Genomic DNA, 24,772 nt, shown 5'->3' with positions numbered 1-24,772 from the left:
AAGCGATGAGCAAAGTGAAAACAGTGCTGGTGGCAGGTTTACTGGGTGCATGCCTTACAGGTAAGGCTCAGCAGCATAACACCAGTAAGGATTACCAATGGCCAAAAGACAGCTTGGTTACAAGAAAGCTGCACCAATGGCAAAATGTAAAGTTTGGTTTGCTGATGCACTGGGGCACTTACAGCGAATGGGGTGTGGTAGAAAGCTGGAGCATTTGTCCGGAAGATGAAGGATGGTGCGAACGTAAAGGCCCTTATGCCGAAAGTTATAATACCTACCTGGCAGCTTATGAAAAGCTGCAAACCACCTTTAATCCTGTATTGTTTAATCCGCAGAAATGGGCCAAAGCCGCCCGGCAGGCAGGAATGAAGTATGTGGTGTTTACCACCAAGCACCATGATGGTTTTTGTATGTTCGACACAGATCAGACCGATTATAAAGTAACAGATCCGAAAACTCCTTTTTCCAGTAATCCACGTAGCAATATTGCCAAAGAAGTATTCTCGGCTTTCCGTGCCGATAGCTTTATGATTGGCGCTTATTTTTCCAAGCCCGACTGGCATAGCAATGATTACTGGTGGCGTTATTTTCCACCACAAACACGTAACCCCTCTTACAACCCTGCCAAACATCCGGATAAATGGAACCAGTTTAAGCAGTATACCTATAACCAGATAGAGGAACTGATGACGGATTACGGTAAGATGGATATTTTATGGTTAGATGGCGGCTGGGTACGTCCTAAAAATACGATTGACACTGCGGTGGACTGGCAACGTGCCATTCCTTACGACCAGGATATTGATATGCCTAACATTGCCCGCATGGCGAGGAAAAATCAGCCAGGCTTGCTGGTGGTGGACAGAACAGTGAGTGGTGAGTTTGAAAACTATGTTACTCCTGAACAAAGTGTTCCTGCCGGCTATTTACCTTATCCCTGGGAAAGCTGTATGACGTTGGGCGATTCATGGTCGTATATTCCCAAAGAGCATTTTAAAAGCACCAATAAGGTGGTGCATATTTTAACGGATGTGGTATCGCGTAATGGCAACCTGCTGTTGAATGTGGCGCCCGGACCTGATGGGGACTGGCACACAGAAGCGTATGAGCGCTTACAGGAAATTGGTTCGTGGATGACGGTGAACGGGGAAGCTATTTACAATACCCAGGGAGATAGCCTGATTGGTGAGCAGGGGCATGTGGTGTTTACCCACAAGCCTGGTGCTACTTATGCCATTTACCGCTCGGAAGAAGGGAAGGGTAGCCTGCCGGCTACTGTTACCTTAACGCATATACCTTATCAGCAGGTAAAGAATGTAAGTATGCTGGGGGCTAAACAAAAACTCACCTGGAAGCAGGAGGGACAAACCCTGGTAATTACTATACCCGAAGCATTATTAAAGAAGTTGCCATGTAAAGAAGCATGGAGTTTTAAGATCCGTTATTAATTCATTTTGCACTTACCTGATATAACATATGGCCAGATTAAACCTTTTAGAAGAAACCCGTTTTGAGAAAGTTCCGGTAACTGTGTATGCTTCCCAGCAGGAAGCGTCGGTGATAGTTGCAGCGCGTATTGCAACACTTATTAAAGCCAAACAGGCAAAGGGCGAAACTGCCGTACTGGGATTGGCTACGGGCGCAACCCCTGTTAAAGTATACAGTGAGCTGGTGCGTCTGCACAAAGAAGAAGGGTTAAGCTTTAGTAATGTGGTTACATTTAACCTGGATGAATATTATCCTATACAGCCTACTGCCAAACAAAGCTATGTGGCTTTTATGCACGAGCATTTGTTTAACCATATAGATATTGCACCTGCGAACATTCATATACCGGATGGCACACTGAATAAAGATGCCATACATGCCTGGTGCCTGGAATACGAACAAAAGATTGAAAAATTTGGAGGGCTGGATATTCAGCTGTTAGGTATAGGCCGTACCGGGCATATAGGATTTAACGAGCCGGGTAGTGCGCCTAACTCAGGTACGCGTCTGGTAACCCTGGAAGAGTTAACCAGGAGAGATGCTTCGCGTGATTTTGGTGCGAAAGAAAATGTGCCATCCAAAGCCATTACCATGGGCATTGGAACCATATTCAAAGCCCGGGAAATTATTTTGATGGCCTGGAACAAAACGAAGGCTTCTATCATAAAGAAAGCAGTGGAAGGCGATATCACCGGTGAGGTGCCTGCTACTTTTTTACAGTTGTCTTCCAGCGTAGAGTTTATTGTAGATGAAGATGCGGCGAGCGAGCTTACCCGCTTTAACCTGCCCTGGCTGGTGAAAGATTGCATATGGGATAAAACCCTGATTAAAAAAGCGGTGATATGGCTTTCGCAAACATTGGGTAAGCCTGTGTTAAAGCTTACCGACGAGGATTATAACAGTCACGGTATGGCCGGACTGATAGTGCAAACCGGTCCCGCTTATAATACCAACATCAGTATTTTTAACCAGTTACAGCAAACCATTACCGGCTGGCCAGGTGGTAAGCCCAATGCCGATGACAGTTCCCGTCCGGAACGTGCAATACCAGCCGTAAAACGTTCTATCATTTTTTCACCACATCCGGATGATGATGTAATATCTATGGGTGGTACGTTTATTCGCCTGGTAGATCAGGGGCATGACGTGCATGTGGCTTACCAGACATCGGGTAATACAGCTGTGTGGGATGATGATGTGTTGCGCTATGTGGAGTTTACCATTGACTTTATGAAAAGCTCGGGTAAGGATGTGAACGAATTACAGCAGACTTATAAAGACATGCGTGCCTTTATAGCTGCCAAACAACCCAACCAGATAGATACAAAGGAAATAAGAAGCGTAAAAGGGTTTATACGTAAAACAGAAGCGATTGCAGGCGCGCGTTATGCAGGCTTACAGGATGATCATATTCATTTTATGGAGCTTCCTTTTTATGAAACCGGTAAAACACAGAAGAATGCTGTAAGTGAAGTGGACATTCAGCTGACCATTGAGTTGCTGCAAAGGGTAAAACCACACCAGGTATTTGCAGCCGGTGATTTTGCCGACCCGCATGGAACGCACATTGTTTGTTTCCACATTATTATAGAAGCATTAACCCGTTTACGCAAAACAGAAGCCTGGGCCAAAGACTGCTGGTTGTGGATGTATCGTGGAGCATGGCATGAGTTTGAAGCATATGAAATTGAGATGGCTGTGCCGTTATCGCCACTGGAGGTGATACGCAAGCGCAACGCCATATTTAAACATCAATCTCAAAAAGATACCCCTGTTTTCCCAGGTGACGACGCCAGGGAATTTTGGGTGCGTGCAGAACAGCGTAACCGCGAAACTGCCAGAATATACGACAGCCTGGGGTTGGCCGATTATGAAGCGATGGAAGCCTTTGTAAAATGGAGATTCGATGAAAAGTAAACTATTGATTGTATTAGGTGGTTTGCTTGTTTTGTGCAGCAGGCCACTAACGGCACAACAGCTATACGAATTATCGGATGGCTGGAAGTGTGCACCTGTATCTTCCGTGAAAGAAAGCGGTGCGGTTATTTCCGGTACTGCTTACGCCCTCAATAGCTGGCAAACAGCTGTGGTGCCCGGTACGGTGCTTACTACGCAGTTATTGCATAAGCAGGTGCCGGATCCGTTTTATGGCATGAATAATCAGCTGATTCCTGATATTCATAACACTGGTCGCGACTATTATACTTATTGGTTTGTAAAAGATGTAGAGGAAGCTTACCCTGCTGCCGGACAGCAGGTGTGGTTGCAACTAAGAGGGGTTAACTACGGCTGTGATGTGTATTATAATAGTCATAAGCTAAATCGCGTTACCCATAAAGGCATGTTTTTGCGCCAGGAGTATAACATTACACAGTGGATGCAGAAGAATGGCCATAACAGGCTGGCAGTAATTGTATACCCACCCGATGAAACCGGCAATGCCAATGGCGGTCAGGGTGGTGATGGCACGATTGCTAAAAATGTATCGCATCAGTATGTAGCGGGATGGGACTGGATACAGCCTATCCGTGACAGGAACACAGGAATATGGGACAAAGTGTTTATAAAGAAAACCGGTGGTGTGGTAGTAAGGCATCCGCATATAATAACGGAGGTGCCAGGTGTACGTATACCCACCGGAGTGCAGCAGCCCGCTATTATTAAAGTATCGGCAGAACTACAAAATACCACTGCTGCTACGCTAACAGGCACATTACAGTACGTGTTAGACGGGCATAAAATAAGTGAGCAGGTAATTTTAGCACCCGGAGCTACTAAGCAGGTGCAGCTTCCCCGGTTGGTATTGGATAACCCACGCTTGTGGTGGCCTAACAATTACGGCTCTCAGCCATTGTATACCCTGCCCCTGCAGTTTGTGGTAAACGGCAAAGGAGTGTCGGATGCAGATAGCGTATCGTTTGGTATACGGGAAATACAAACCAGCTGGAACACCACTACTGGCAGCAAGGAAATTGCAGTGAATGGTCAGAAGGTGTTTATTAAAGGGGGGAACTGGATTATATCAGACGCGATGCTGCGTTTTTCACCGGAACGTTATGATGCAGAAGTGCGTTACCATCGCGATATGAACCTGAACCTGATAAGGGTATGGGGTGGTGCGTTAACTGAGCGTCCTGAGTTTTACAATGCCTGCGACAAATATGGCATGCTGGTAATGCAGGATTTCTGGACTTCAGGCGATTGCAATGGTAAATGGGTGGATCCATTGAAGAAAGAAGATCAATGGACACGCAGAAAATATCCGGATGATCATCCCTTGTTTATTGTTTCAGCAGCCGATCAGATTAAAATGATCCGTAACCATCCTTCATTAGCTATCTGGTGCGGCGGTAATGAAATTACTTTAGCGGAAGATATTCACCATGCTTTGAAAGATTCATTAATGCCTATGCTGGATGGTACACGCTGGTTTGTGGATTATTCCAACTCAGATAGCATGTCGTACAACCGTTTGGGTGGAAATGGAGATGGTCCCTATGGTTTGCAGGATATTAAAACCTTTTGGGGTACACAAACATGGCCGTTCAATTCAGAAGTGGGATCGGTGGGCGTGGGAGATTATGAATCGTTACAGCGTTTTATTCCTGCTGCTAATTTAAAAGCGCCGGTATACAAAGCAGACGGTTCTGCAATAGTAGACTCTGTATGGGATTATCATAAATATATTGGTTATGATTCGTCGGTAGAAGCCTATGGTAAGGTAATGGACGCGGCTGATTTTGCACGGAAAGCACAATTGGTGAATTATAACCAGTATCGTGGTTTAATAGAAGGTTTTAGTTCGCATCAATGGGAGTGGTATTCCGGTGTAATTATCTGGAAAACACAGAACCCGTGGACCGCTATGCGCGGACAGATGTATGATTACTATCTCGATCCGAATGCTTGTTTGTTTGGCCTGCGCAATGCAGGTGAGCCATTGCATATTATGTTTAACCCTATGGATAGCATGGTGATGTTGTGCAATAACACATTTACTGCACAGCGTGATGTAATGATGGTAGCCAAACTATATGATAAAGCAGGCAAAGAAACTTTTATTACCCAGGTGTTTACAGAAGCGCCAGCCAACAGGGCAAGAAGATATTTTGGGGTAGGGGAAGCATTAGTCAAAGCTGCTAAAAAAGATGGTGCTTTTTTAAGTCTGCAATTGCTGGATAAGCAGCAACAGGTAATCAGTGATAATTTGTATTGGTTGCCTGGCGCAGATGGCAAGTACACCATGCTACAACAGTTGCCGGTTGCTTCGCTTACCACGCAGTGCCGTAGGGTGCGTGCAGGCGAAGTAGAAGTGACTTTGCAAAATGCAGCCAATGGCGCAGTTGCTTTTTTTAACAGGATATCGCTGTTAGATGCCAGCAGTAAGCAACGCATATTACCTGCTTTTTACAGCGATAACTATGTATCGGTACTGCCAGGCCAGCAAAAAACAATAACGATCTCTTATACAGGTGCCATCAGCAACCTGGCTGTAATGGTTACCGGTTGGAACTCGAAAGAAACCTTTAATACTATTGCCAATGAAAAATAAGCTGAACAAATTACTGCATGTCACCGCAAAAGTAACTACTGTAATAGGAGGGCTTTTGTTAGGGACAGGTGTGCAGGCGCAAACACAAAAGTTATCAGGATATATCAATCCTTTTATAGGCACAGGTGCGCATGGGCACACCTATCCGGGGCCTACTGTTCCATTTGGTATGGTGCAGTTAAGCCCGGATAATGGTACTGCCGGATGGGACTGGTGCAGTGGTTATCACTACAGTGATAGTGTGATAGCTGGTTTTAGCCATACCCATCTTAGCGGAACAGGTATAGGTGATCTGGCCGATATATCTGTATTGCCCTCTGTAAACCGGGAACCCAATTTTGAAAAGATGCACAGTGCTTTTTCGCATGCAACAGAAAAAGCCAGTGCGGGGTATTACAGCGTGATGCTGGACGACTTTCATATTAAAGCAGAACTGACCACTTCGGAAAGAACAGGTTATCACCGGTATACTTTTCCTAAATCGGAAAAGGCCATGATCCGTTTTAACCTGGGCTTTGCCATTAACTGGGATAAGGCTACCGAAACACATTTTAAACAACTGGATTCTACTACGTTTATCGGTTATCGTTATTCAACAGGTTGGGCCAAAGATCAACGCGTATATTTTGCCGTGCGGCTGAGCAAGCCGGTGCGTGAAATGCGTTTATACGCCAACAACCGTATAGTGCCGGCTGTTGAAGTGAAAAGCAATAGCTCCATTGCCTGTTTGCTGTTTAGTACACAGGAGGGTGAGCAGGTTCAAATGCAGGTATCGTTAAGCTTTGCCAACGAAGCTGGTGCGCTGGATGCATTAAATAAAGAGAAAGGCTGGGCTTTTGATAAGGTAAAAGAGCAGGCAGTGGCACTTTGGGAGAAAACATTAAGCAAAGTGGCCATTACCACTGCCAATGCCAGCCTGAAAGAAGTATTTTATACTGCTTTATATCATGCCTTTGAAGCGCCTGTTTTATTCAGTGATGTCAATGGCAACTATAAGAATGTAAAAGGTAACCTGGCACATGCCGATTACCCGGTATATACCGTAAGCTCGCTATGGGATGTTTTTAGAGCAGAGAGTCCTTTGTTTACCCTGTTGCAGCCGGAAAGAGTGCCTGATATCATTCATTCCTACATGGATTTTTACAATCAGTACGGATTACTGCCTGTATGGGATTTGCATTTTAATGAAACCAATTGTATGACGGGGTATCATTGCATTCCTATCGTTGCTGATGCCGTATTGAAAGGGATGGCAGGCGTGCAGCCCGAAGTGGCTTTGGAAGCAATGAAGAAAAGTGCCATGCAAAATATAAGAGGTGCTAACTGGTATCGCGAATATGGTTACCTGCCACAGGATAAAATGGGCAGCAGTGTTACTATTACCCTGGAATATGCTTACGACGACTGGTGCATAGCGCAGGTGGCTAAAAAGCTGGGCAAAGAAGACGATTACGCACTTTTTATGAAAAGATCGGCTTCGTGGAAAAGTCTGTTTGACAGCACTATCGGTTTTGCCAGGGCTAAAAATGCAGACGGTAGCTGGGTAACGCCTTTTGACCCTTATTTTTCAGAACACGATGAGCATAAAGCCATGTTTACAGAAGGGAACAGCTGGCAGCATAGCTGGTTTGTACCACAGGATGTAAAAGGCTTGATGCAGGCTTATGGAGGTGTTACGCCATTTGTAACCAAACTGGATTCGCTGTTTACAGTAAGCTCTGAACTGAAAGGCGAAAATACATCACCTGATATCAGTGGCCTGGTAGGACAATATGCGCATGGCAACGAACCGAGCCATCATATAGCTTACCTGTATAACTATGCAGGCATGCCGGCAAAAACAGCTGACCGGGTACGCTACATTACGCAAAACCTGTATACCAATAAACCGGATGGATTATGCGGTAACGAAGATTGCGGGCAAATGAGCGCCTGGTTTGTATGGAGTGCGCTGGGCTTTTATCCTGTAAACCCCGCCAGCGGAGAATATGCTATTGGAGCGCCTTTATTTGATAAAGTAAGTATTCAGCTGCCACGGCAGAAGAAATTTACCGTAATAGCCAAAGGGGTAAGCAATACCAACAGGTATATTCAAAAGGCCACTTTGAATGGTAAGCCTTATACTGCTTCTTTTATTAAGCACACGGATATTGTACGTGGAGGAGAGCTGGTATTTACCATGGGAAGCACTCCTTCTGCAACCTGGGGTGTAAAGGCATTGGATTTACCCGGACAAAATAACTAGTAATCAACTGTAGAATAAAACATATGAACAAACGTATTACAATAGGGATGGCGGCTGTGTTGATTGCCTGCACCTCGGTGGCACAGGTGAATATTATACCTAAGCCGGTAGACATAAAAATGCCTGCTATTGGAGGAACTTATACTATTAAAGCAGCGTCGGTAGTAGCGGTGGCAAACAAATCGTTACAATCCAGTGCCACTTACTTCACTGATTATGTGAAAGAAGTGTACCAGGTAGGGCTACAATCTTCTGCCAGCAAAGCAGGTGCTATTACGCTGAGCGTAGAGCCTAAGAAAAATGCCGTGCCGGGTACTTATACCCTGCATGCTGATAAAAAAGGTATTGTGATAAAGGGAGTGGATGCAGAAGGTGTGTTTTATGGCGTACAATCTTTAATTCAGTTATTGCCCTTACAGAAAGGAAATGCTTTAACGGTAGCCTTTACGGATATTACAGACTATCCCCGTTTTGCCTACCGTGGCATGCACCTGGATGCAGGCCGTCATTTCTTTCCCGCTTCTTTTGTAAAGAAGTATATTGATTACCTGGCCCGTCATAAAATGAACTATTTCCACTGGCATTTAACAGAAGACCAGGGATGGAGAATAGAGATTAAAAAGTATCCGAAACTGACGCAGGTGGGTGGATTTAGAAATGGCACCATTATAGACCATTATCCTGGTACAGGCAACACCAACACCCGCTATGGTGGTTTTTATACCCAGGAAGAAATTAAGGAAGTAGTGGCCTATGCTGCTAAAAGATACATTACTGTTGTACCAGAAATAGAATTACCAGGCCATTCTTCTGCGGCAATTGCGGCTTACCCACAGTTAAGTTGTTTTCCGGATTCTGCTACTAAAATGTTACCTCCTGCCTCTTCTTTAAACCAGGCGTTACCTTTGAAAAAAGTACAGGAAACCTGGGGGGTATTTGAAGATGTGTTTTGCCCAAGTGAATACACGTTTAACTTTTTACAGGATGTACTGGATGAGGTGATAGCCTTATTTCCTTCCAAGTACATACATATTGGTGGAGATGAGTGTCCGAAAGATGCCTGGAAGAAATCGGCTTTTTGTCAGGATCTGATGAAGAAGTTAGGATTAAAAACAGAGCATGAGTTACAGAGCTATTTTATACAGCGTATAGAGAAGTATATTAACGGCAAAGGCCGTCAGATTATTGGATGGGACGAAATACTGGAAGGGGGCTTAGCACCTAATGCAGTAGTAATGAGCTGGAGAGGGGAGAAAGGTGGTGTTGATGCGGCGAAAGAAAAACATGCAGTTATTATGAGTCCAGAAAGTCATACTTATTTCAACTATTCTCAGGCATTATCGAAAGAGAAAGAAGATTCCGTTACTTTTTCCTGCTGTTTAACAGTAGAAAAAGTATATGGTTATGAACCGGTGCCTTTGCAGTTGCAAAACACCGATCAGGAAAAATATGTGTTAGGAGCGCAGGCAAACGTATGGTCGGAATACATTCACTATCCCAGCACGATAGAATACCAGGTGTTTCCACGTATGAGCGCCTTGAGTGAAGTGTTATGGAGCCAGAAGTCAGACCGTAACTGGGCAGATTTTTCTTCCCGTTTACGTGATCAGTTTAAACGATATGATCTGTGGAAAGTAAATTATAATAAAGGATATGAGTAGTGCCAGTGTTGAACGGGTGAAATATACAATTGAAATAGCCGTTACTGATTTTATCACTGCACAAAGCGCAGTAAAAGGTGGTGCCGACAGAATAGAGTTATGTACTGGTTTATCAGAAGGTGGGCTTACTCCCTCCTTTGGGCTGATACAACAGTGCCGGGAAAAACTGCACACTACCTTGTTTCCCATTATACGTTCACGTAGCGGTGATTTCCTGTATACTGAGGATGAGTATGAATTAATGCTACAGGATATCCGCATTTGTAAGCAACTACAGTGTGATGGTGTGGTAATTGGATTTTTAACCAGAGACGGCCAGATAGATGCAGCAAGAACCGCCAGGGCAGTACAGGAAGCATACCCCATGCAGGTAACTTTTCATCGTGCTTTTGACCGCTGCCGCGATCCTTTTGAGGCATTGGATGTGATTGTTCAAACCGGCTGCGCACGAATACTTACTTCGGGCCAGCAGGTAAAAGCGGTGGAAGCGCTGGACGTGATTCAACAACTGGTAGCAGCTGCTGGTAATCGCATTAGCATTATGCCGGGTAGTGGTGTATCTGCTTTCAATATAGAGGACATCAAAAACAAAACGGGGGCAAGGGAGTTTCATGCTTCTTTACGTACTACCGCTAAAAGCGAAATGCAGTATGTAAACCCGGCGTTTATAAAAGAGAACGATTTTGTAAATCCGGCTGTTCATGAAGAAGCAGTAAGAAGCTTACGAATGGCATTGGGATAATAAGATATACATGAGAAAGTTGTTGCAAAAGGTGGCCCCTGCCTTTATACTGTTTATTCAGGTTGCTTTGTATGTTGATGCGCAGCAAGCCGGCCATGCTAAAAGTGTGCCGGCACCTGCCCCATTATTGCCGGTGCCCTCGGCCAAACAGCTGGCCTGGCATAAAATGGAAATGAATGCCTTTGTGCATTTTACCACCAACACCTATACGGGGTTGGAATGGGGAAATGGCGATGAAAGCGCTGCTATATTTAACCCCACTGCGTTGAATGCCCTGCAGTGGGCTACTACATTGAAAAAAGCGGGTTTTAAAGGCATGATACTTACCTGCAAACATCATGATGGTTTTTGCTTATGGCCCAGTAAGTATACCGAGCATTCTGTAAAACAAAGCCCCTGGAAAAATGGCAAAGGCGATGTGGTGCGGGAAGCAGCAGATGCCTGTAAGAAAGCCGGGATTCAATTTGGGGTGTACCTCTCTCCCTGGGATAGAAACCGGGCAGATTACGGACAGCCTTCTTATGTACAATATTACCGTAATCAATTACAGGAACTGTTTACGCAATACGGGCCTTTGTTTGAAATGTGGTTTGATGGTGCGAATGGCGGTAAAGGGTATTATGGTGGTGCCAATGAAGTACGGAAGATTGATCGTTCTACTTATTACGATTGGCCAGGCACTTTGAAACTGGTAAGAGGAATGCAACCCAATGTGTTGTTTTTTAGCGATGCCGGCCCCGATTTGCGTTGGTGCGGTAACGAAAATGGCACCGCAGGGCTTACTAACTGGAATACCATTAGTACAGATACTTTATATGCTGGTAAAGCAGGTGTAGAGCATTTGCTGAATACAGGATCGGCCGATGGCAAACAATGGGTGCCTTCGGAAGTAGACGTATCTATCCGTAACGGATGGTTTTATCATGCAACCGAAGATTCGCTGGTGAAAAACCCGGAACGCTTATTTGAGTTATATCTTACTACAGTAGGGCGTGGCAGTACTTTATTATTGAATATCCCCCCGGATAAAAGAGGGTTGTTTCATGAGAATGATGTGAAGGCGTTGCAAGGCTTTCGGCGTTTGCTGAACAAAGCATTTGGAAACAACCTGGCATTGCATGCAAAGGCCACAGCTTCCAATGTACGCGGGAATGCGGCGGCTTACGCAGCTGCAAATGTTACAGACGGTAAAGAAAATACCTATTGGGCGGCCGACGATAGCGTAACTACAGCAGATGTAGCTATTAACTTACCCGCAGTTAAAACCGTAGCATACATTCTTGTACAGGAATACATTCAGCTGGGGCAGCGTGTGAAATCGTTTGCTGTAGACGTATGGGCCAATGGTCAATGGCAGCAGGTGGCAGAAGGCACTACCATAGGGTATAAACGCATTTGCAAAATAGCGCCTGTTAGCACTGGCAAAATAAGAGTACGCATTACGGCGGCAAAAGCTTGCCCCGTTATTTCTAATGTAGCGGTTTATTAAAGTATGCATATGAAAAAGCAATGGCTGGTAGTGATGATGCTAGTGATAACTGCACAGATCACTTATGCGCAGGGTAAACATCAGTTTGATATTAAGGATGGTAACTTTTTATATGACGGTAAGCCGGTGCAAATTCATTCCGGTGAAATGCACTATGCCCGTGTGCCAAAAGAATACTGGCGTCATCGCCTGCAAATGATGAAGGCAATGGGGTTAAATGCAGTAGCTACCTATGTATTCTGGAATTATCATAACACAGCGCCTGGTGTGTGGGATTTTACTTCTGATAATAAGAACATGGCTGAATTTATAAAGCTGGCACAGCAGGAAGGTTTATGGGTGATTTTACGTCCCGGGCCTTATGCCTGTGCAGAGTGGGAGTTTGGTGGCTACCCCTGGTGGTTGCAACAAAATAAGCAACTGGTGGTGCGCGCCAACAACCAGCCTTTTTTAGACTCCTGCAAACAATATATTCAACAGCTGGCTGCACAGGTAAAACCTTTGCTGGTAACCAATGGTGGCCCCATTATTATGGTACAGGCTGAGAATGAGTTTGGTTCTTACGTAGCACAGCGAAAAGATATTCCGGTAGAGGAACATAAAAAATATAGCGCTGCCATTAAGCAAATGTTATTACAGGCAGGAGTGAATGTGCCGCTTTTTACTTCTGATGGAAGCTGGCTGTTTGATGGCGGTGCCTTACCGGGCGTGTTGCCCACTGCCAACGGAGAAGGTAATGTGGATAATCTGAAAAAAGCAGTAGATAAATACCATGATGGCAAAGGCCCTTATATGGTGGCGGAGTTTTATCCCGGTTGGTTAGACCACTGGGGAGAAAAATTTACCCGTATAGATGCAGGCCAGATCGCTACACAAACAGAAACGTATTTAAAAAATGGGGTAAGCTTTAATTTTTACATGATACATGGCGGCACCAATTTTGGGTTTACGGCTGGTGCTAACTACAATGAGGAACATGATATTCAGCCGGATATTACCAGCTACGATTATGATGCTCCTATTAGTGAAGCCGGTTGGGTAACCGCTAAGTATACTGCTTTACGCGAGCTGATGAAAAAATATGTACAATACCCGGTACCGGAAGTGCCGGCGGCTATTCCAGTAAAAGCATTGCCTGCGATTGCTTTGCATGCTGCACAGGATGTGTTAGGCTGGAAAAACAAATTGAAACCGGTAGTGAGCGATACGGTGCTATCGTTTGAAAATCTGCAACAGGGCAGTGGATATGTATTGTACAGTAAAAAGTTTACACAGCCTGTGCGTGGAGTATTGAAAGTGCCCGGTTTACGTGATTATGCTACTGTGTATGTAGATGGTAAAAGAGTAGGTGTGTTAAACAGGATTACGCAAACCTATGAGTGCGCGGTAGATATTCCTTTTAACAGCACACTGGATATATTGGTAGAGAATATGGGTAGGATTAATTACGGAGCGCAGATAACGGAGAATACAAAAGGGATTATAGCGCCCATTACCATTGATGATTTTGTGATCACCGGTAACTGGGAAATGTATAAAATGCCTTTTGATAAAGCGCCGACGACGGGGCCGGCTACGATAAAAAATAAAGCAGGCCGCCCTGTGTTGTATACTGGAGAATTTGACCTAAGTTCAACCGCGGATACGTTTTTGGATATGAGCAAATGGGGGAAGGGAATTGTGTTTGTGAATGGCCATAACCTGGGTCGTTATTGGCAAACAGGTCCCCAGCTTACTTTATATGTGCCCGGCTGCTGGTTGCAAAAGGGCAAAAACCAGGTAACTGTATTTGAGCAATTAAATGATACCCTGCAAACTTCGCTAACCAGTACCGCTATACCTGTGCTGGAACAACTACAAGAGTCAGAACAAAATTAACTTAAGCCCAGATGAAAAGAAGCGAGTTTATTAAAGCAACAGGTGTATTAAGTGCAGGCATGCTATTGGGAAAAATATCCCTGGCGGCTGGCATCAATGCATTTCCTACTGTACGGGTGCCTTATGCCCGCAGAAAGTTTCATAGCAAGAACATTGAAGCTGTAATTGAAGAGTTCAGGAAGAATGTGGCAGACAGGGAAACGGGCTGGTTGTTTGAAAACTGTTTTCCCAATACCCTGGATACGACCGTGTTTCATGAAACGCACAATGGCAAGCCCGATACCTATGTTATTACAGGAGATATTGACGCTATGTGGTTACGTGACAGCACTGCCCAGGTTTGGCCTTACTTACAATTTGTAAAAGGCGACAAACCTTTACAGCAAATGATAGCAGGGGTAATTCACCGCCAGGTAAAGTGTATTTTAAAAGACCCTTATGCCAATGCCTTTTATAAAGATGCCAATAAGATCAGTGAGTGGAAAGATGATATCACCAACATGCAGCCTGGAGTGCATGAAAGAAAATGGGAGATAGATTCATTATGTTATCCTATACGGCTGGCTTATCATTACTGGAAGAAAACAGGAGATGATTCTATTTTTACCACCGATTGGGTGCAAAGTATACGCGCTACCTTTGAAACTTTTAAAGAACAGCAACGTAAATTTTATCCCGGTTCTTATTCGTTTCAACGCAAAACAGAAAAGGCTACCGATACTATGCCGCCCGGTGGTTATGGCTATCCCGTAAAGCCTGTAGGTTTAATTTGTTCGGCCTTTCGCCCCAGTGATGATGCCACTATTTATTCCTTCCTGGTGCCTTCCAATTTTTTTGCGGTGGAAAGCCTGAAGCAGGCCGCCATTGTTATGCGCCAGTTGTTTAAGGATATATCGTTAGCTGTGCAGTTAGATGTGCTGGCCGAAGAAGTGTTAGCAGCGTTAAAAAAGTATGCGATTATTCAGCATCCGCAATACGGCAGAATATATGCTTATGAAGTAAACGGCTTTGGCAGTTTTAACCTGATGGATGATGCCAATGTGCCAAGCCTGGTTTCACTGCCTTACCTGGGGGCAGTGAGTGTAACCGATCCGGTATATATCAATACCCGTAAAATGTTGTTATCTACCAATAACCCTTATTTCTTTAAAGGCATTGCCGGCGAAGGAATAGGCGGGCCACACGTAGGGCCGGATATGATATGGCCATTGGGTATTATTATGCGTGGTTTAACCAGCACCAGCGACACCGAAATAAAAGAGTGCCTGGTAACCCTGAAAGCCACACATGCTGGTACCGGTTTTATGCATGAAACGTTTCATAAAGATGATGCCTCTAATTATACCCGTTCGTGGTTTGCATGGGCTAATACATTGTATGGGGAGTTTTTATGGAAAACCTATAAAGAGAAGCCACATTTGTTAGCGTAACACGCAAAGGATATGAACAGGATAATATGGGTAATGCTTTGCCTGGGTTGGTGCTGGAAGGCGCAGGCACAGACGGTGCCCGGTGCTACTGCACAGGCGTTGGTGAATGAAGTGATTGTGGATAAGCCACCGTATGCTGCCAGCCATGCTTCCACTATAGAAGCATTACCCGGTAAAAGATTAATAGCGGCGTGGTTTGCCGGGCCTTATGAATCGAGCCCTGAAGTGTGTGTCTGGACAGCCATTTATCAGAATGGTAAATGGCAGGCCCCTAAGCAAGTGGCAGATGGTATTATCAATGATACATTGCGTTATCCTTGCTGGAACCCTGTTTTGTTCCGCAGCCAAACTGGAAGACTCTTCCTGTATTATAAAATAGGCAAGAATCCCAGGGAATGGTGGGGAATGGTTCGTTATTCGGATAATAATGGGCAAAGCTGGTCTGCTGCCCAAAAGTTACCCAGCGGCATGTTAGGGCCTATTAAAAATAAACCGGTGCAACTGGCTAATGGCACTATTCTTCATCCATCAAGCACCGAAAGCCTGGATGAAAAGGAATGGCATATCCATGTAGAACAAACCGATAAAAACGGGAATCACTGGAAGAAAGTGGCTATTTACTGTGACACTTTTGGCGTAATTCAGCCCAGTATATTGATACATGGGAAAGACAGCTTACAAATGCTTTGCAGAAGCCGTCAAAACAGGATTGTGCAAACATGGTCAACGAACAATGGCGCCAGCTGGGAGCCGTTGACTGTTACGGAACTGCCTAATCCCAACTCGGGGAGTGATGCAGTAACGCTTTGTAATGGCAGTTATGCGCTGGTATATAACCCTTTACTGAAAGGGAAGGACTGGTATAACGGACGTAACCGGCTTTACTTGGCTACATCGCCAGACGGCATTCACTGGAATGATGTATATGTGCTTGAAAATGAGAAAGATGGCGAATTTAGCTACCCCGCCATTATACAAACTCCCGATGGTTTATTACATATTACCTACACCTGGAACCGCAGGAACATCAAACATGTAGTGGTGAAGTTGTAACCCCCCGTTGTACTATCTTTGCATTTCAAATTTATGGCTATGCCTATTATGCAAGTAACTCGTACAGAAGGGGATTATGGTTTTACCGCAACTGATGCCAACAATCATTCGTTGCGCATGGACATTCCGGTTGACAAGGGAGGTTTAGGCAACGGTTTCAGACCCATGCAGGTACTGCTGGCTGGTTTAGGCGGTTGCAGTGCAGTGGATGTGGTTTCTATTCTGAAAAAACAGCGCCAGGATCTGCAGGATATATCTATTAGTGTAGATGGTGAGCGCGAACCCGGCAAAGAGCCTTCTTTATGGCAAAATGCTTCACTGGTTTTTGAACTAAAGGGTAATATAGACGAGGTGAAAGCTTACCGCGCGGTGGAATTATCTATTGATAAATATTGTTCTGTTGCAGAAACATTACGCCAGGCCGGTGCTAAACTGGAGTGGAAAGTGGTGGTGAACGGCAAAACCGTTACCGTGTAACGCTATTCAATCGTTTTTTCTCATTTATATACATAATTTATAATGCCTTACCATCCTATAACGAAAGCTATCCGCACGCAAACGCCTACTACGGACGAAATGGAGCATAGCACTCCTTTATTTCTTACCAGTAGTTTCCGGTTTGATAGTGCAGAAGATATGGCCGATGCTTTCAATGAAGTAAACGATCATAACATTTATACGCGCTTTAGTAATCCTACCGTACAGGAGTTTACTAATAAAATGTGCGCATTGGAAGGTGCAGAAGACGGTTTTTCCTGCGCCAGCGGTATGGCTGCTATTTTTGGCACCTTTATGACCTTTTTGCAAAGTGGCGACCATATTCTAAGCTGTGCTTCCATATTTGGTTCTACACACACTTTATTAACCAAGTACATGCCTAAATGGGGCATTGATTACTCTTATGGTTCGGTAAATGATGTAGACAGCTGGGAATCGTTAATTAAGCCTAACACCAAAATGATTTACCTGGAAACCCCTACCAACCCAGGGTTGGATGTGGTGGATATGGAAGCTGTTGGTAAACTGGCTAAGAAGCACAATCTGATGTTTGTAGTAGACAACTGTTTTGCTACGCCTATTTTACAACGTCCTATTGAATTTGGCGCAGACCTGGTGATACATTCTGCTACTAAATGGTTAGATGGACAGGGACGCGTGTTAGGTGGTATTGTAGTTGGTAAAAAAGAATTGATTCGCGAAATATACCTGTTTTGCCGTAACACCGGGCCTTCTATGTCGCCTTTTAATGCCTGGGTGTTAACCAAAAGCCTGGAGACATTAGACGTGCGTATTCAGCGTCATTGCGATAATGCGGAAGCCTTAGCTAAAAAGCTGGAAGGCCATGCAAAAATCAATACACTGAAATATCCTTTTATGCCTTCACATCCTGCCTATGCCATTGCGAAAAAGCAAATGAGCAGAGGTGGTTGCTTAGTGAACTTTGAAGTAAAAGGTGGTTTGGATGCAGGACGTAAGTTTATGAACGCATTAAAGATGATAACACTTACTTCCAACCTGGGCGATAGCAGATCTATTGCTTCACATCCGGCTTCTACTACACACTCTAAATTGAGTGCAGCAGATCAGCTGTCGGTAGGCATCACGCCTGGTATGATTCGTTTGTCTGTGGGTCTGGAGCATGTGGATGATATTGCGGCAGATGTTTTACAGGCTTTAGAACAGTGCTAATAACGCAAGAGCTTACTATTATTGCAAGCTTATAAAATAAAACGGGCCGTATTCAATAGAATACGGCCCGTTTGTTATTTACAGCAAGCTGTTATTAGTTACCCTTTTGGGCATCTGATTTCATTTTATCATTGGCAGTGATCAAAAACTCCACACGGCGGTTTTGAGCGCGGCCATCTTCTGTGTCGTTGGAATACTTGGGTGCAGTTAAACCAAAGCCACGGGTGGTTACCCGAGAGCTGGAAATGCCATTTGATTTAATATAGCTGGCAACAGATTCCGCACGCTGATTAGACAGTTTTTCATTGTACTCGGCAGTGCCTTTGTTGTCTGTATGGCCCTGTACTTCCACGTTAGTGTCGGGGTATTTGTTTAATACAGTAATCAACTGGCTTAAACTGGAACGGGAAGCATCGGTAAGGCTATAGCTGTCGAAGCCAAACAGAATTTTACTGCTAAACTCAACGGTAATGCCCTCTTCTACACGTTCTACTTTGGCATTAGGAACTTCATTTTTAATGTCTGCTGCCTGTTTGTCCATTTTACGGCCAATGATAGCACCAGCAGTGCCACCAACAGCAGCACCTATAATAGTTCCAAGTGCGGTATTACCTGACACTTTGCCAATAATTGCACCGGCAGCTGCACCGCCACCAGTGCCTATTGCGGCGCCCTTTTGAGTATTATTCCATGTTTTACATGACGATAATAACAGGGATGCAGCAATAACGGCGGTTAACGATAACTGAAGGATTTTCATATATCAACTGTATTTTAGATTAGATAAGTACCCTGCCAATTACTGTGCCATTGTTGTATGTGTCAGTTGTAACTGGTTGATTAGGAACATGCAAAAGCTTTCCATCTGAATAAACAAAAAGCTAACAGACTTTGTTCTACCTTCGGAAACCTGAAGAATTGTGTTATGGCAGCTACGAAAAAGGCATTACCTGTAAAAGAGGCAGAAAAAGAGGAGTTTATAGATGTATTTGGAGCGCGGGAGCATAACCTGAAGAACATAGATATTCATATTCCCAAGAACAAGATGGTGGTGTTTACCGGTGTAAGTGGCAGTGGCAAATCGTCTCTGGCATTTGATACTATTTACAACGAAGGACAGCGCCGGTATATGGAAAGCTTTAGTGCTTATGCCCGCCAGTTTATGGGGGATATGGAAAGGCCTGATGTAGATAAGATACTAGGCTTAAGCCCGGTGATATCTATTGAGCAAAAGACCACCAACAAAAACCCACGTTCAACAGTAGGTACTATTACTGAATTATACGATTTCCTCCGTTTGTTATATGCGCGTATTGGTGAAGCATACAGCTACAACACGGGTAAAAAAATGACCAAGTTTAGCGAAGAGGAGATCGTTGACAATATTTTCAAAAAGTTTAAGGGCAAAAAAATCACCTTACTGGCTCCCCTGATCAGAGGTAGAAAAGGGCATTACCGGGAGTTGTTTGAAGATATTCGCAAAAAAGGCTTTGTGAAGGTTCGGGTAGATGGCGAAGTGCTGGATATTACGCCACGCATGCAGCTGGATCGCTATAAGATTCATGATATTGAAGTGGTGATAGACCGTATGCAGGTGACAGACGATATGAAAGTTCGTTTGAGCCAAAGCGTACAGCAAACGTTGAAAACCGGTAAAGACCTGATGTTTTTGCTGGTGAACGGCGGCACCAAGGAAGACTTGCTGGTGCAATATTCCAAGCAACTGATGTGCGAAGATACCGGCATCAGCTATGAAGAGCCTTCGCCCAATGCTTTCTCGTTTAACTCGCCTTACGGCGCCTGTCCTACCTGTAAAGGTTTGGGTAGTGTGTACTCTATAAGCATGGATGCTATTATACCGGACAATACTAAAAACATACGGGAAGGTGGTATTGCGCCGTTGGGGGAAGAAAGGGAAGCTTCTATGTTTAAAACAGTAGCACAGATAGCCCGCCGACATAAAATAAGCCTGGATAAGCCGATCAAAGATATACCAGCCAAAAGCCTGAATGTTATTTTATATGGCAAAGAAGAGGTAGATGCAGAAGATATGGCAGCTTATGACGAAGCGGCATCCAGCACACCTTATGAGGGCGAGTTTGAAGGTATCATTCCCATGATTAAAAGATGGTTTGCCGGAAGCAGCGAAAGCACCCGTGAATGGGCCGAGAAATTTATGGAGCTGCAAACCTGCCCTACCTGTGAGGGAACCCGGTTGAAGAAAGAAAGCCTGTGGTTTAAAGTAGATAAAAAGAATATCTCAGAGCTCAGTGAACTGAACCTGGACAAACTGATGGTTTGGTTTGCAGATATTGAAAAAAGATTGTCTGATAAGCAGAATACTATTTCCAAGGATATTCTGAAAGAAATCAGAGAGCGTTTGCAGTTTTTGCTGGATGTGGGCCTGACGTATTTAACACTGAATCGATCGTCACGTACTTTAAGCGGCGGTGAATCACAGCGTATACGACTGGCTACACAGATAGGATCGCAGCTGCAAGGTATTACCTACATATTAGATGAGCCTTCTATTGGCCTGCATCAACGCGATAACCACCAGTTGATTGAAGCCTTACGCAACCTGCGTAATATAGGCAACAGCGTACTGGTTGTAGAGCATGATAAAGATATTATGTTGGCTGCTGATCACCTGGTAGATATCGGGCCACGCGCCGGTAAACATGGCGGACGTGTAGTGGCGGCAGGTACACCGGAAGAAGTGTTGCAATCCGCTTCTGACACAGCTTTATACCTGAATGGTAAAAAAGGCATACAAGTACCGGCAGAAAGAAGACCTGGCAATGGAAAAACTTTAGAGCTGAAAGGTGCCACCGGCAACAATCTGAAAAATGTATCGGTACAAATTCCATTAGGCAAACTGGTGCTGATAACCGGCGTAAGTGGTAGTGGCAAAAGCACCTTAATTAATGAAACTTTATATCCTATTTTATCAAGGCATTGTTATAACAGCCGAATAGCACCTCTGCCCTATAAAAGTATAAAGGGCTTAGAGCATATTGATAAAGTCATTGAAATAGATCAGTCGCCTATCGGGCGTACACCACGTAGCAACCCAGCTACGTATTGTGGTTTCTTTACAGAAATAAGAACACTGTTCTCTGCCATACCAGAAGCCAAAATTCGCGGTTATAATGCCGGCCGTTTTTCTTTTAATGTAAAAGGAGGACGTTGCGAGGTATGTGAAGGTGGTGGTATGCGTGTAATTGAAATGAACTTTTTGCCGGATGTATATGTGCATTGTGAAAAATGTAATGGCAAACGCTATAACAGGGAAACGTTGGAAATACGTTACAAAGGCAAATCGATCAGTGATGTACTGGATATGACCGTAGATGAAGCCTGCGAGTTTTTCCAGGCGGTACCTTTTCTCTATCGTAAAATTAAAGTACTGAGTGATGTAGGATTAGGTTATATAACGCTGGGGCAAAGCGCCGTTACCTTAAGTGGTGGTGAAGCGCAGCGTGTGAAGCTGGCAACAGAACTGGCTAAAAAAGATACTGGTAAAACTTTTTATATACTGGATGAACCTACCACCGGTTTACACTTTCAGGATATTCAACACCTGCTGGATGTGTTAAACAAATTGGTGGAAAGAGGTAACAGTGTGTTGGTGATTGAACACAACCTGGATGTGATAAAAGTGGCAGACCATGTGATTGACCTCGGACCGGAAGGAGGGGATGGCGGAGGACGCATTTTATTTGAAGGCACTCCCGAAGAAATGATCAAAAATAAAGAAAGCCATACTGCGCGGTTTTTGAAAATAGAACTGGAAAGCAGTATACCACCTGTTGCAGCTAAAGCAACAAGTAAAAAGAAGAAATAAAGCGTAAGAGCGGATATTTTATAATGGCCCCGGGAAGTCAGATTCTTTTCGGGGCCATTTTTTATGTGTGCTTAAGCATGTGTATGTGGTCTATGCCATCTTCATCGTATACTTCACCTATACGTTCAAAACCGAACGAGCCGTAAAATTTTTCGAGATACAATTGTGCACCTATCTGGATATTGGCCTTGCCAAACAATTCATAGCACAGTTCAATAGCAGCAGCTACCAATTGCTGACCAGAGCCGGTGCCACGATAAGCCGGACTGCTTACAATACGGCCTATGGACATTTCGGTGTAGGATATACCGGGAGGTACCAGTCTAGCACAGGCTACGAGGTTGTTGCCATCCCATAAAAGCAGGTGATGGCATTCCTGGTCTTTATTATCCATATCCAGGAATACACAATTCTGTTCCACCACAAACACCTCACTGCGTAAACGAAGCAGGGCATATAACTCCTGCAACGTTAATTCAGTAAAATGCTTACACACAGCACTAAAGTTCATTATTGTACATTTTTTTTAATAAAGGCAATGGCTCTATTATAAGTATCCAGCAGGTTGCTGCCGGTCCAGCCATGTTTTTCACCTGGGTATTCTTTATAATCATTGATGACTCCTTTGCTGTCCAGCTCTGCTTTTAATGCAACGCTTTGGCTGATAGGCACAACATCATCGGCTGTGCCATGGAAAATAATAGTAGGAGGAGACTGTGCGGTTACATGTTGAATAGGGCTGGCAGCTACATAGTTAGCCGGAGCAGTAGCAGGCGTGCCGCCTAACCACACAGAAAGGAGTTGTGCGTAATAAATGTCACTATTAGCTAAGGCAGTAATATCGGTAGGGCCAAATAAATCAACCACTGCTTTTACATTGCCTTTGCTATTGTAGTTGTAAGCATGCAGTAAGGAAAGATGTGCGCCGGCGCTGGCACCAATTAATACTATTTTATTGGTGTTAATATGATACTCAGCCCCTTTGCTGATGATATAATCGATAGCGCTGTTGATATCATTAACAGGAGCGGGCCACAGGTTGGTGGCGGGTAATGCTGCTAACCGGTAGTTGATATTGAAAATAGCATAATCGCTTAACTGTGGGCGTAAAAACAATACTGCCGAATCCAGCTCAGTTTTATCGCCGGATGTCCAGGCGCCACCGTGAACCAATACCATTATTTTGGTAGCAGAATCAGTTCTGCCGGCTGGCAGATATATATCCAGCTTTTGAGCGCTATTGTCGCCGTAGCTTACATCTTTAGCTGTTTTTTCAACGGAAGCGTCGTCAGTTGGTGTGGCATCGTCCTTTTTACAGGATAGGGTTAACAGCACAGCGGCTGCAAAGGTGGCCAGGTATACCCGGTAATTCTTCATTGTTGTAGATATTGGTTTATGTTAACTGTTTGCATTAATAACCGTATTTATCTTTCCACTTTGCTTTTAAAAACCGGCGTAATTCTTCTTCACGGGCGTTTTGACCCGGTTCGTAAAAAGCAGTACCACTTAACATTTCTGGTAAATATTCCTGTTCGGCAAAACTGCCTTCAAAAGAATGCGCGTATTTGTAACCCTTGCCATAGTCAAGGTTCTTCATCAGTTTAGTAGGCGCATTTCTGATATGCAATGGTACGGGTAAATCGCCATATTGCTGTACTGCCTGCAAAGCAGCGCCAATAGCTGCATAAGATGCATTGCTTTTAGCGGAAGAAGCCAGATAGGTAGCACATTGCGATAAAATAATCCTGGCTTCGGGGTAACCGATTTTAGTAACTGCATCAAACGTGGCATTGGCAAGTAATAAAGCATTGGCATTGGCATTGCCAATATCTTCACTGGCAAAAATGAGCATGCGGCGGGCAATAAACTTCACGTCTTCGCCACCTTCAATCATACGTGCCAGCCAGTATACAGCCCCGTTAGGGTCACTGCCGCGCATACTTTTAATAAACGCGGAAATAATATCATAGTGCTGTTCACCCTTTTTATCGTACAGTGCTATGCGCTTTTGGGCAATATCCATTACCAGCTTATCGGTAATAACCAGTTTCTGATCAGTTACAGAAGCCTGCACCACCAGTTCAAACAGGTTTAACAGTTTGCGTGCATCACCACCGGAGATATTAATTAAAGCAGTTGTTTCCTGTAGTTCAATATCGTATTGCTGAAGATACTCATCTTTTTGCATGGCCTGATGCAACAGTTGCACCAATGCCTCTTCGCTTAGTGCTTTCAGCACATACACCTGGCAACGGCTTAGCAAGGCCGCATTTACTTCAAACGATGGGTTTTCGGTGGTAGCACCTATTAAAGTAATAGTGCCTTTTTCTACAGCACCCAGCAAAGCATCCTGCTGGCCTTTATTAAAGCGGTGAATTTCATCAATAAACAAAATTGCGCGTGATTGCGCCTTGGCTACCTCTATTACTTCGCGCACATCTTTTACGCCACTGCTAATGGCACTGAGCTGGTAAAAAGGAAGTTGAAGGGTATGAGCCACAATATTGGCAATAGTGGTTTTGCCTACGCCGGGTGGCCCCCATAATAGCATAGAGGGAATTAAGCCTTTGTCAATAGCATTTCGCAGAATGCTGCCTTTACCTGTAAGATGTTCCTGCCCCACAAGATCGTCCAGGTTTTCCGGACGTAGTCGTTCTGCCAACGGTATAGCGCTGTTCATGAAGGCAAAATACTTAAT

17 protein-coding genes are annotated in these 24,772 nt (G+C 44.4%); 13 read left to right on the top strand and 4 right to left on the bottom strand.

The window, feature by feature from the left end; genetic code table 11:
- The first annotated feature begins 5 nt into the window (after positions 1-5).
- The 12 genes from FLA_RS23350 to FLA_RS23295 are packed head-to-tail and all read left to right on the top strand — an operon-like array spanning position 6 to position 18,227.
- Entirely contained in the window at positions 6-1,448 is a 1,443-nt protein-coding gene (locus FLA_RS23350) for an alpha-L-fucosidase (RefSeq protein WP_076374887.1), read from the top strand.
- 28 nt (positions 1,449-1,476) lie between these two features.
- On the top strand, positions 1,477-3,405 hold the full coding sequence (nagB, locus tag FLA_RS23345) for a glucosamine-6-phosphate deaminase (RefSeq protein ID WP_076374885.1): 1,929 nt from the start codon (positions 1,477-1,479) through the stop codon (positions 3,403-3,405).
- Complete coding sequence (locus tag FLA_RS23340; protein ID WP_076374883.1) at positions 3,395-6,040, top strand: glycoside hydrolase family 2 protein; 2,646 nt, start codon at positions 3,395-3,397, stop codon at positions 6,038-6,040. Before nagB ends, FLA_RS23340 begins: the two co-directional genes overlap by 11 nt.
- Positions 6,030-8,285: a GH92 family glycosyl hydrolase gene (locus FLA_RS23335; RefSeq protein ID WP_076374881.1), complete on the top strand. Its 2,256-nt coding sequence runs from the start codon at positions 6,030-6,032 to the stop codon at positions 8,283-8,285. The genes FLA_RS23340 and FLA_RS23335 overlap by 11 nt, the downstream gene beginning before the upstream one ends.
- A gap of 23 nt (positions 8,286-8,308) precedes the next feature.
- Positions 8,309-9,946, top strand: a complete 1,638-nt coding sequence (locus FLA_RS23330) for a beta-N-acetylhexosaminidase (RefSeq protein WP_076374879.1) — start codon at positions 8,309-8,311, stop codon at positions 9,944-9,946.
- Positions 9,939-10,688 (top strand): copper homeostasis protein CutC, encoded by a 750-nt coding sequence (locus tag FLA_RS23325; protein ID WP_076374877.1) that lies wholly within the window; start codon positions 9,939-9,941, stop codon positions 10,686-10,688. Before FLA_RS23330 ends, FLA_RS23325 begins: the two co-directional genes overlap by 8 nt.
- 10 nt (positions 10,689-10,698) lie before the next feature.
- The gene (locus FLA_RS23320) at positions 10,699-12,177 is read left to right on the top strand and encodes an alpha-L-fucosidase (protein WP_076374875.1); all 1,479 of its coding nucleotides are present in this window, start codon (positions 10,699-10,701) and stop codon (positions 12,175-12,177) included.
- A 9-nt stretch (positions 12,178-12,186) separates the two neighbouring features.
- Complete coding sequence (locus FLA_RS23315) at positions 12,187-14,055, top strand: glycoside hydrolase family 35 protein (RefSeq protein WP_076374873.1); 1,869 nt, start codon at positions 12,187-12,189, stop codon at positions 14,053-14,055.
- 11 nt (positions 14,056-14,066) lie between these two features.
- Positions 14,067-15,485 (top strand): glycoside hydrolase family 125 protein, encoded by a 1,419-nt coding sequence (locus FLA_RS23310; RefSeq protein ID WP_076374871.1) that lies wholly within the window; start codon positions 14,067-14,069, stop codon positions 15,483-15,485.
- Between the two features lie 12 nt (positions 15,486-15,497).
- The gene (locus tag FLA_RS23305) at positions 15,498-16,538 is read left to right on the top strand and encodes a sialidase family protein (protein ID WP_084205973.1); all 1,041 of its coding nucleotides are present in this window, start codon (positions 15,498-15,500) and stop codon (positions 16,536-16,538) included.
- A 39-nt stretch (positions 16,539-16,577) separates the two neighbouring features.
- Positions 16,578-17,015 (top strand): OsmC family protein, encoded by a 438-nt coding sequence (locus FLA_RS23300; RefSeq protein ID WP_076377242.1) that lies wholly within the window; start codon positions 16,578-16,580, stop codon positions 17,013-17,015.
- A gap of 42 nt (positions 17,016-17,057) precedes the next feature.
- Positions 17,058-18,227 (top strand): trans-sulfuration enzyme family protein, encoded by a 1,170-nt coding sequence (locus tag FLA_RS23295; RefSeq protein ID WP_076374869.1) that lies wholly within the window; start codon positions 17,058-17,060, stop codon positions 18,225-18,227.
- Positions 18,228-18,321: 94 nt separating this feature from the next.
- Here the strand turns inward: FLA_RS23295 and FLA_RS23290 are convergent, their stop codons facing one another.
- Entirely contained in the window at positions 18,322-18,987 is a 666-nt protein-coding gene (locus tag FLA_RS23290; protein WP_076374867.1) for an OmpA family protein, read from the bottom strand.
- A 165-nt stretch (positions 18,988-19,152) separates the two neighbouring features.
- Between FLA_RS23290 and uvrA the strand changes: the two genes are divergently transcribed.
- Positions 19,153-22,074: an excinuclease ABC subunit UvrA gene (gene uvrA, locus FLA_RS23285; RefSeq protein ID WP_076374865.1), complete on the top strand. Its 2,922-nt coding sequence runs from the start codon at positions 19,153-19,155 to the stop codon at positions 22,072-22,074.
- 61 nt (positions 22,075-22,135) lie between these two features.
- Here uvrA and FLA_RS23280 read toward each other — a convergent pair whose 3' ends face one another.
- From FLA_RS23280 to FLA_RS23270, 3 genes are read right to left on the bottom strand one after another with little or no spacing between them, the layout of a single operon-like run.
- A complete protein-coding gene (locus tag FLA_RS23280; protein WP_076374863.1) occupies positions 22,136-22,585 on the bottom strand; it encodes a GNAT family N-acetyltransferase in 450 nt (149 codons plus the stop codon).
- Positions 22,585-23,451, bottom strand: a complete 867-nt coding sequence (locus FLA_RS23275; RefSeq protein WP_076374861.1) for an alpha/beta hydrolase — start codon at positions 23,449-23,451, stop codon at positions 22,585-22,587. The genes FLA_RS23280 and FLA_RS23275 overlap by 1 nt, the downstream gene beginning before the upstream one ends.
- A 34-nt stretch (positions 23,452-23,485) precedes the next feature.
- Positions 23,486-24,754 (bottom strand): replication-associated recombination protein A, encoded by a 1,269-nt coding sequence (locus tag FLA_RS23270; RefSeq protein ID WP_076374859.1) that lies wholly within the window; start codon positions 24,752-24,754, stop codon positions 23,486-23,488.
- Positions 24,755-24,772 lie beyond the last annotated feature (18 nt).

It is taken from the genome of Filimonas lacunae, from assembly GCF_002355595.1.
Taxonomy (GTDB): domain Bacteria; phylum Bacteroidota; class Bacteroidia; order Chitinophagales; family Chitinophagaceae; genus Filimonas; species Filimonas lacunae.
The sequence above is the reverse complement of the archived record's forward strand: the minus strand, read 5'-3'. Positions and strand labels throughout refer to the sequence as shown.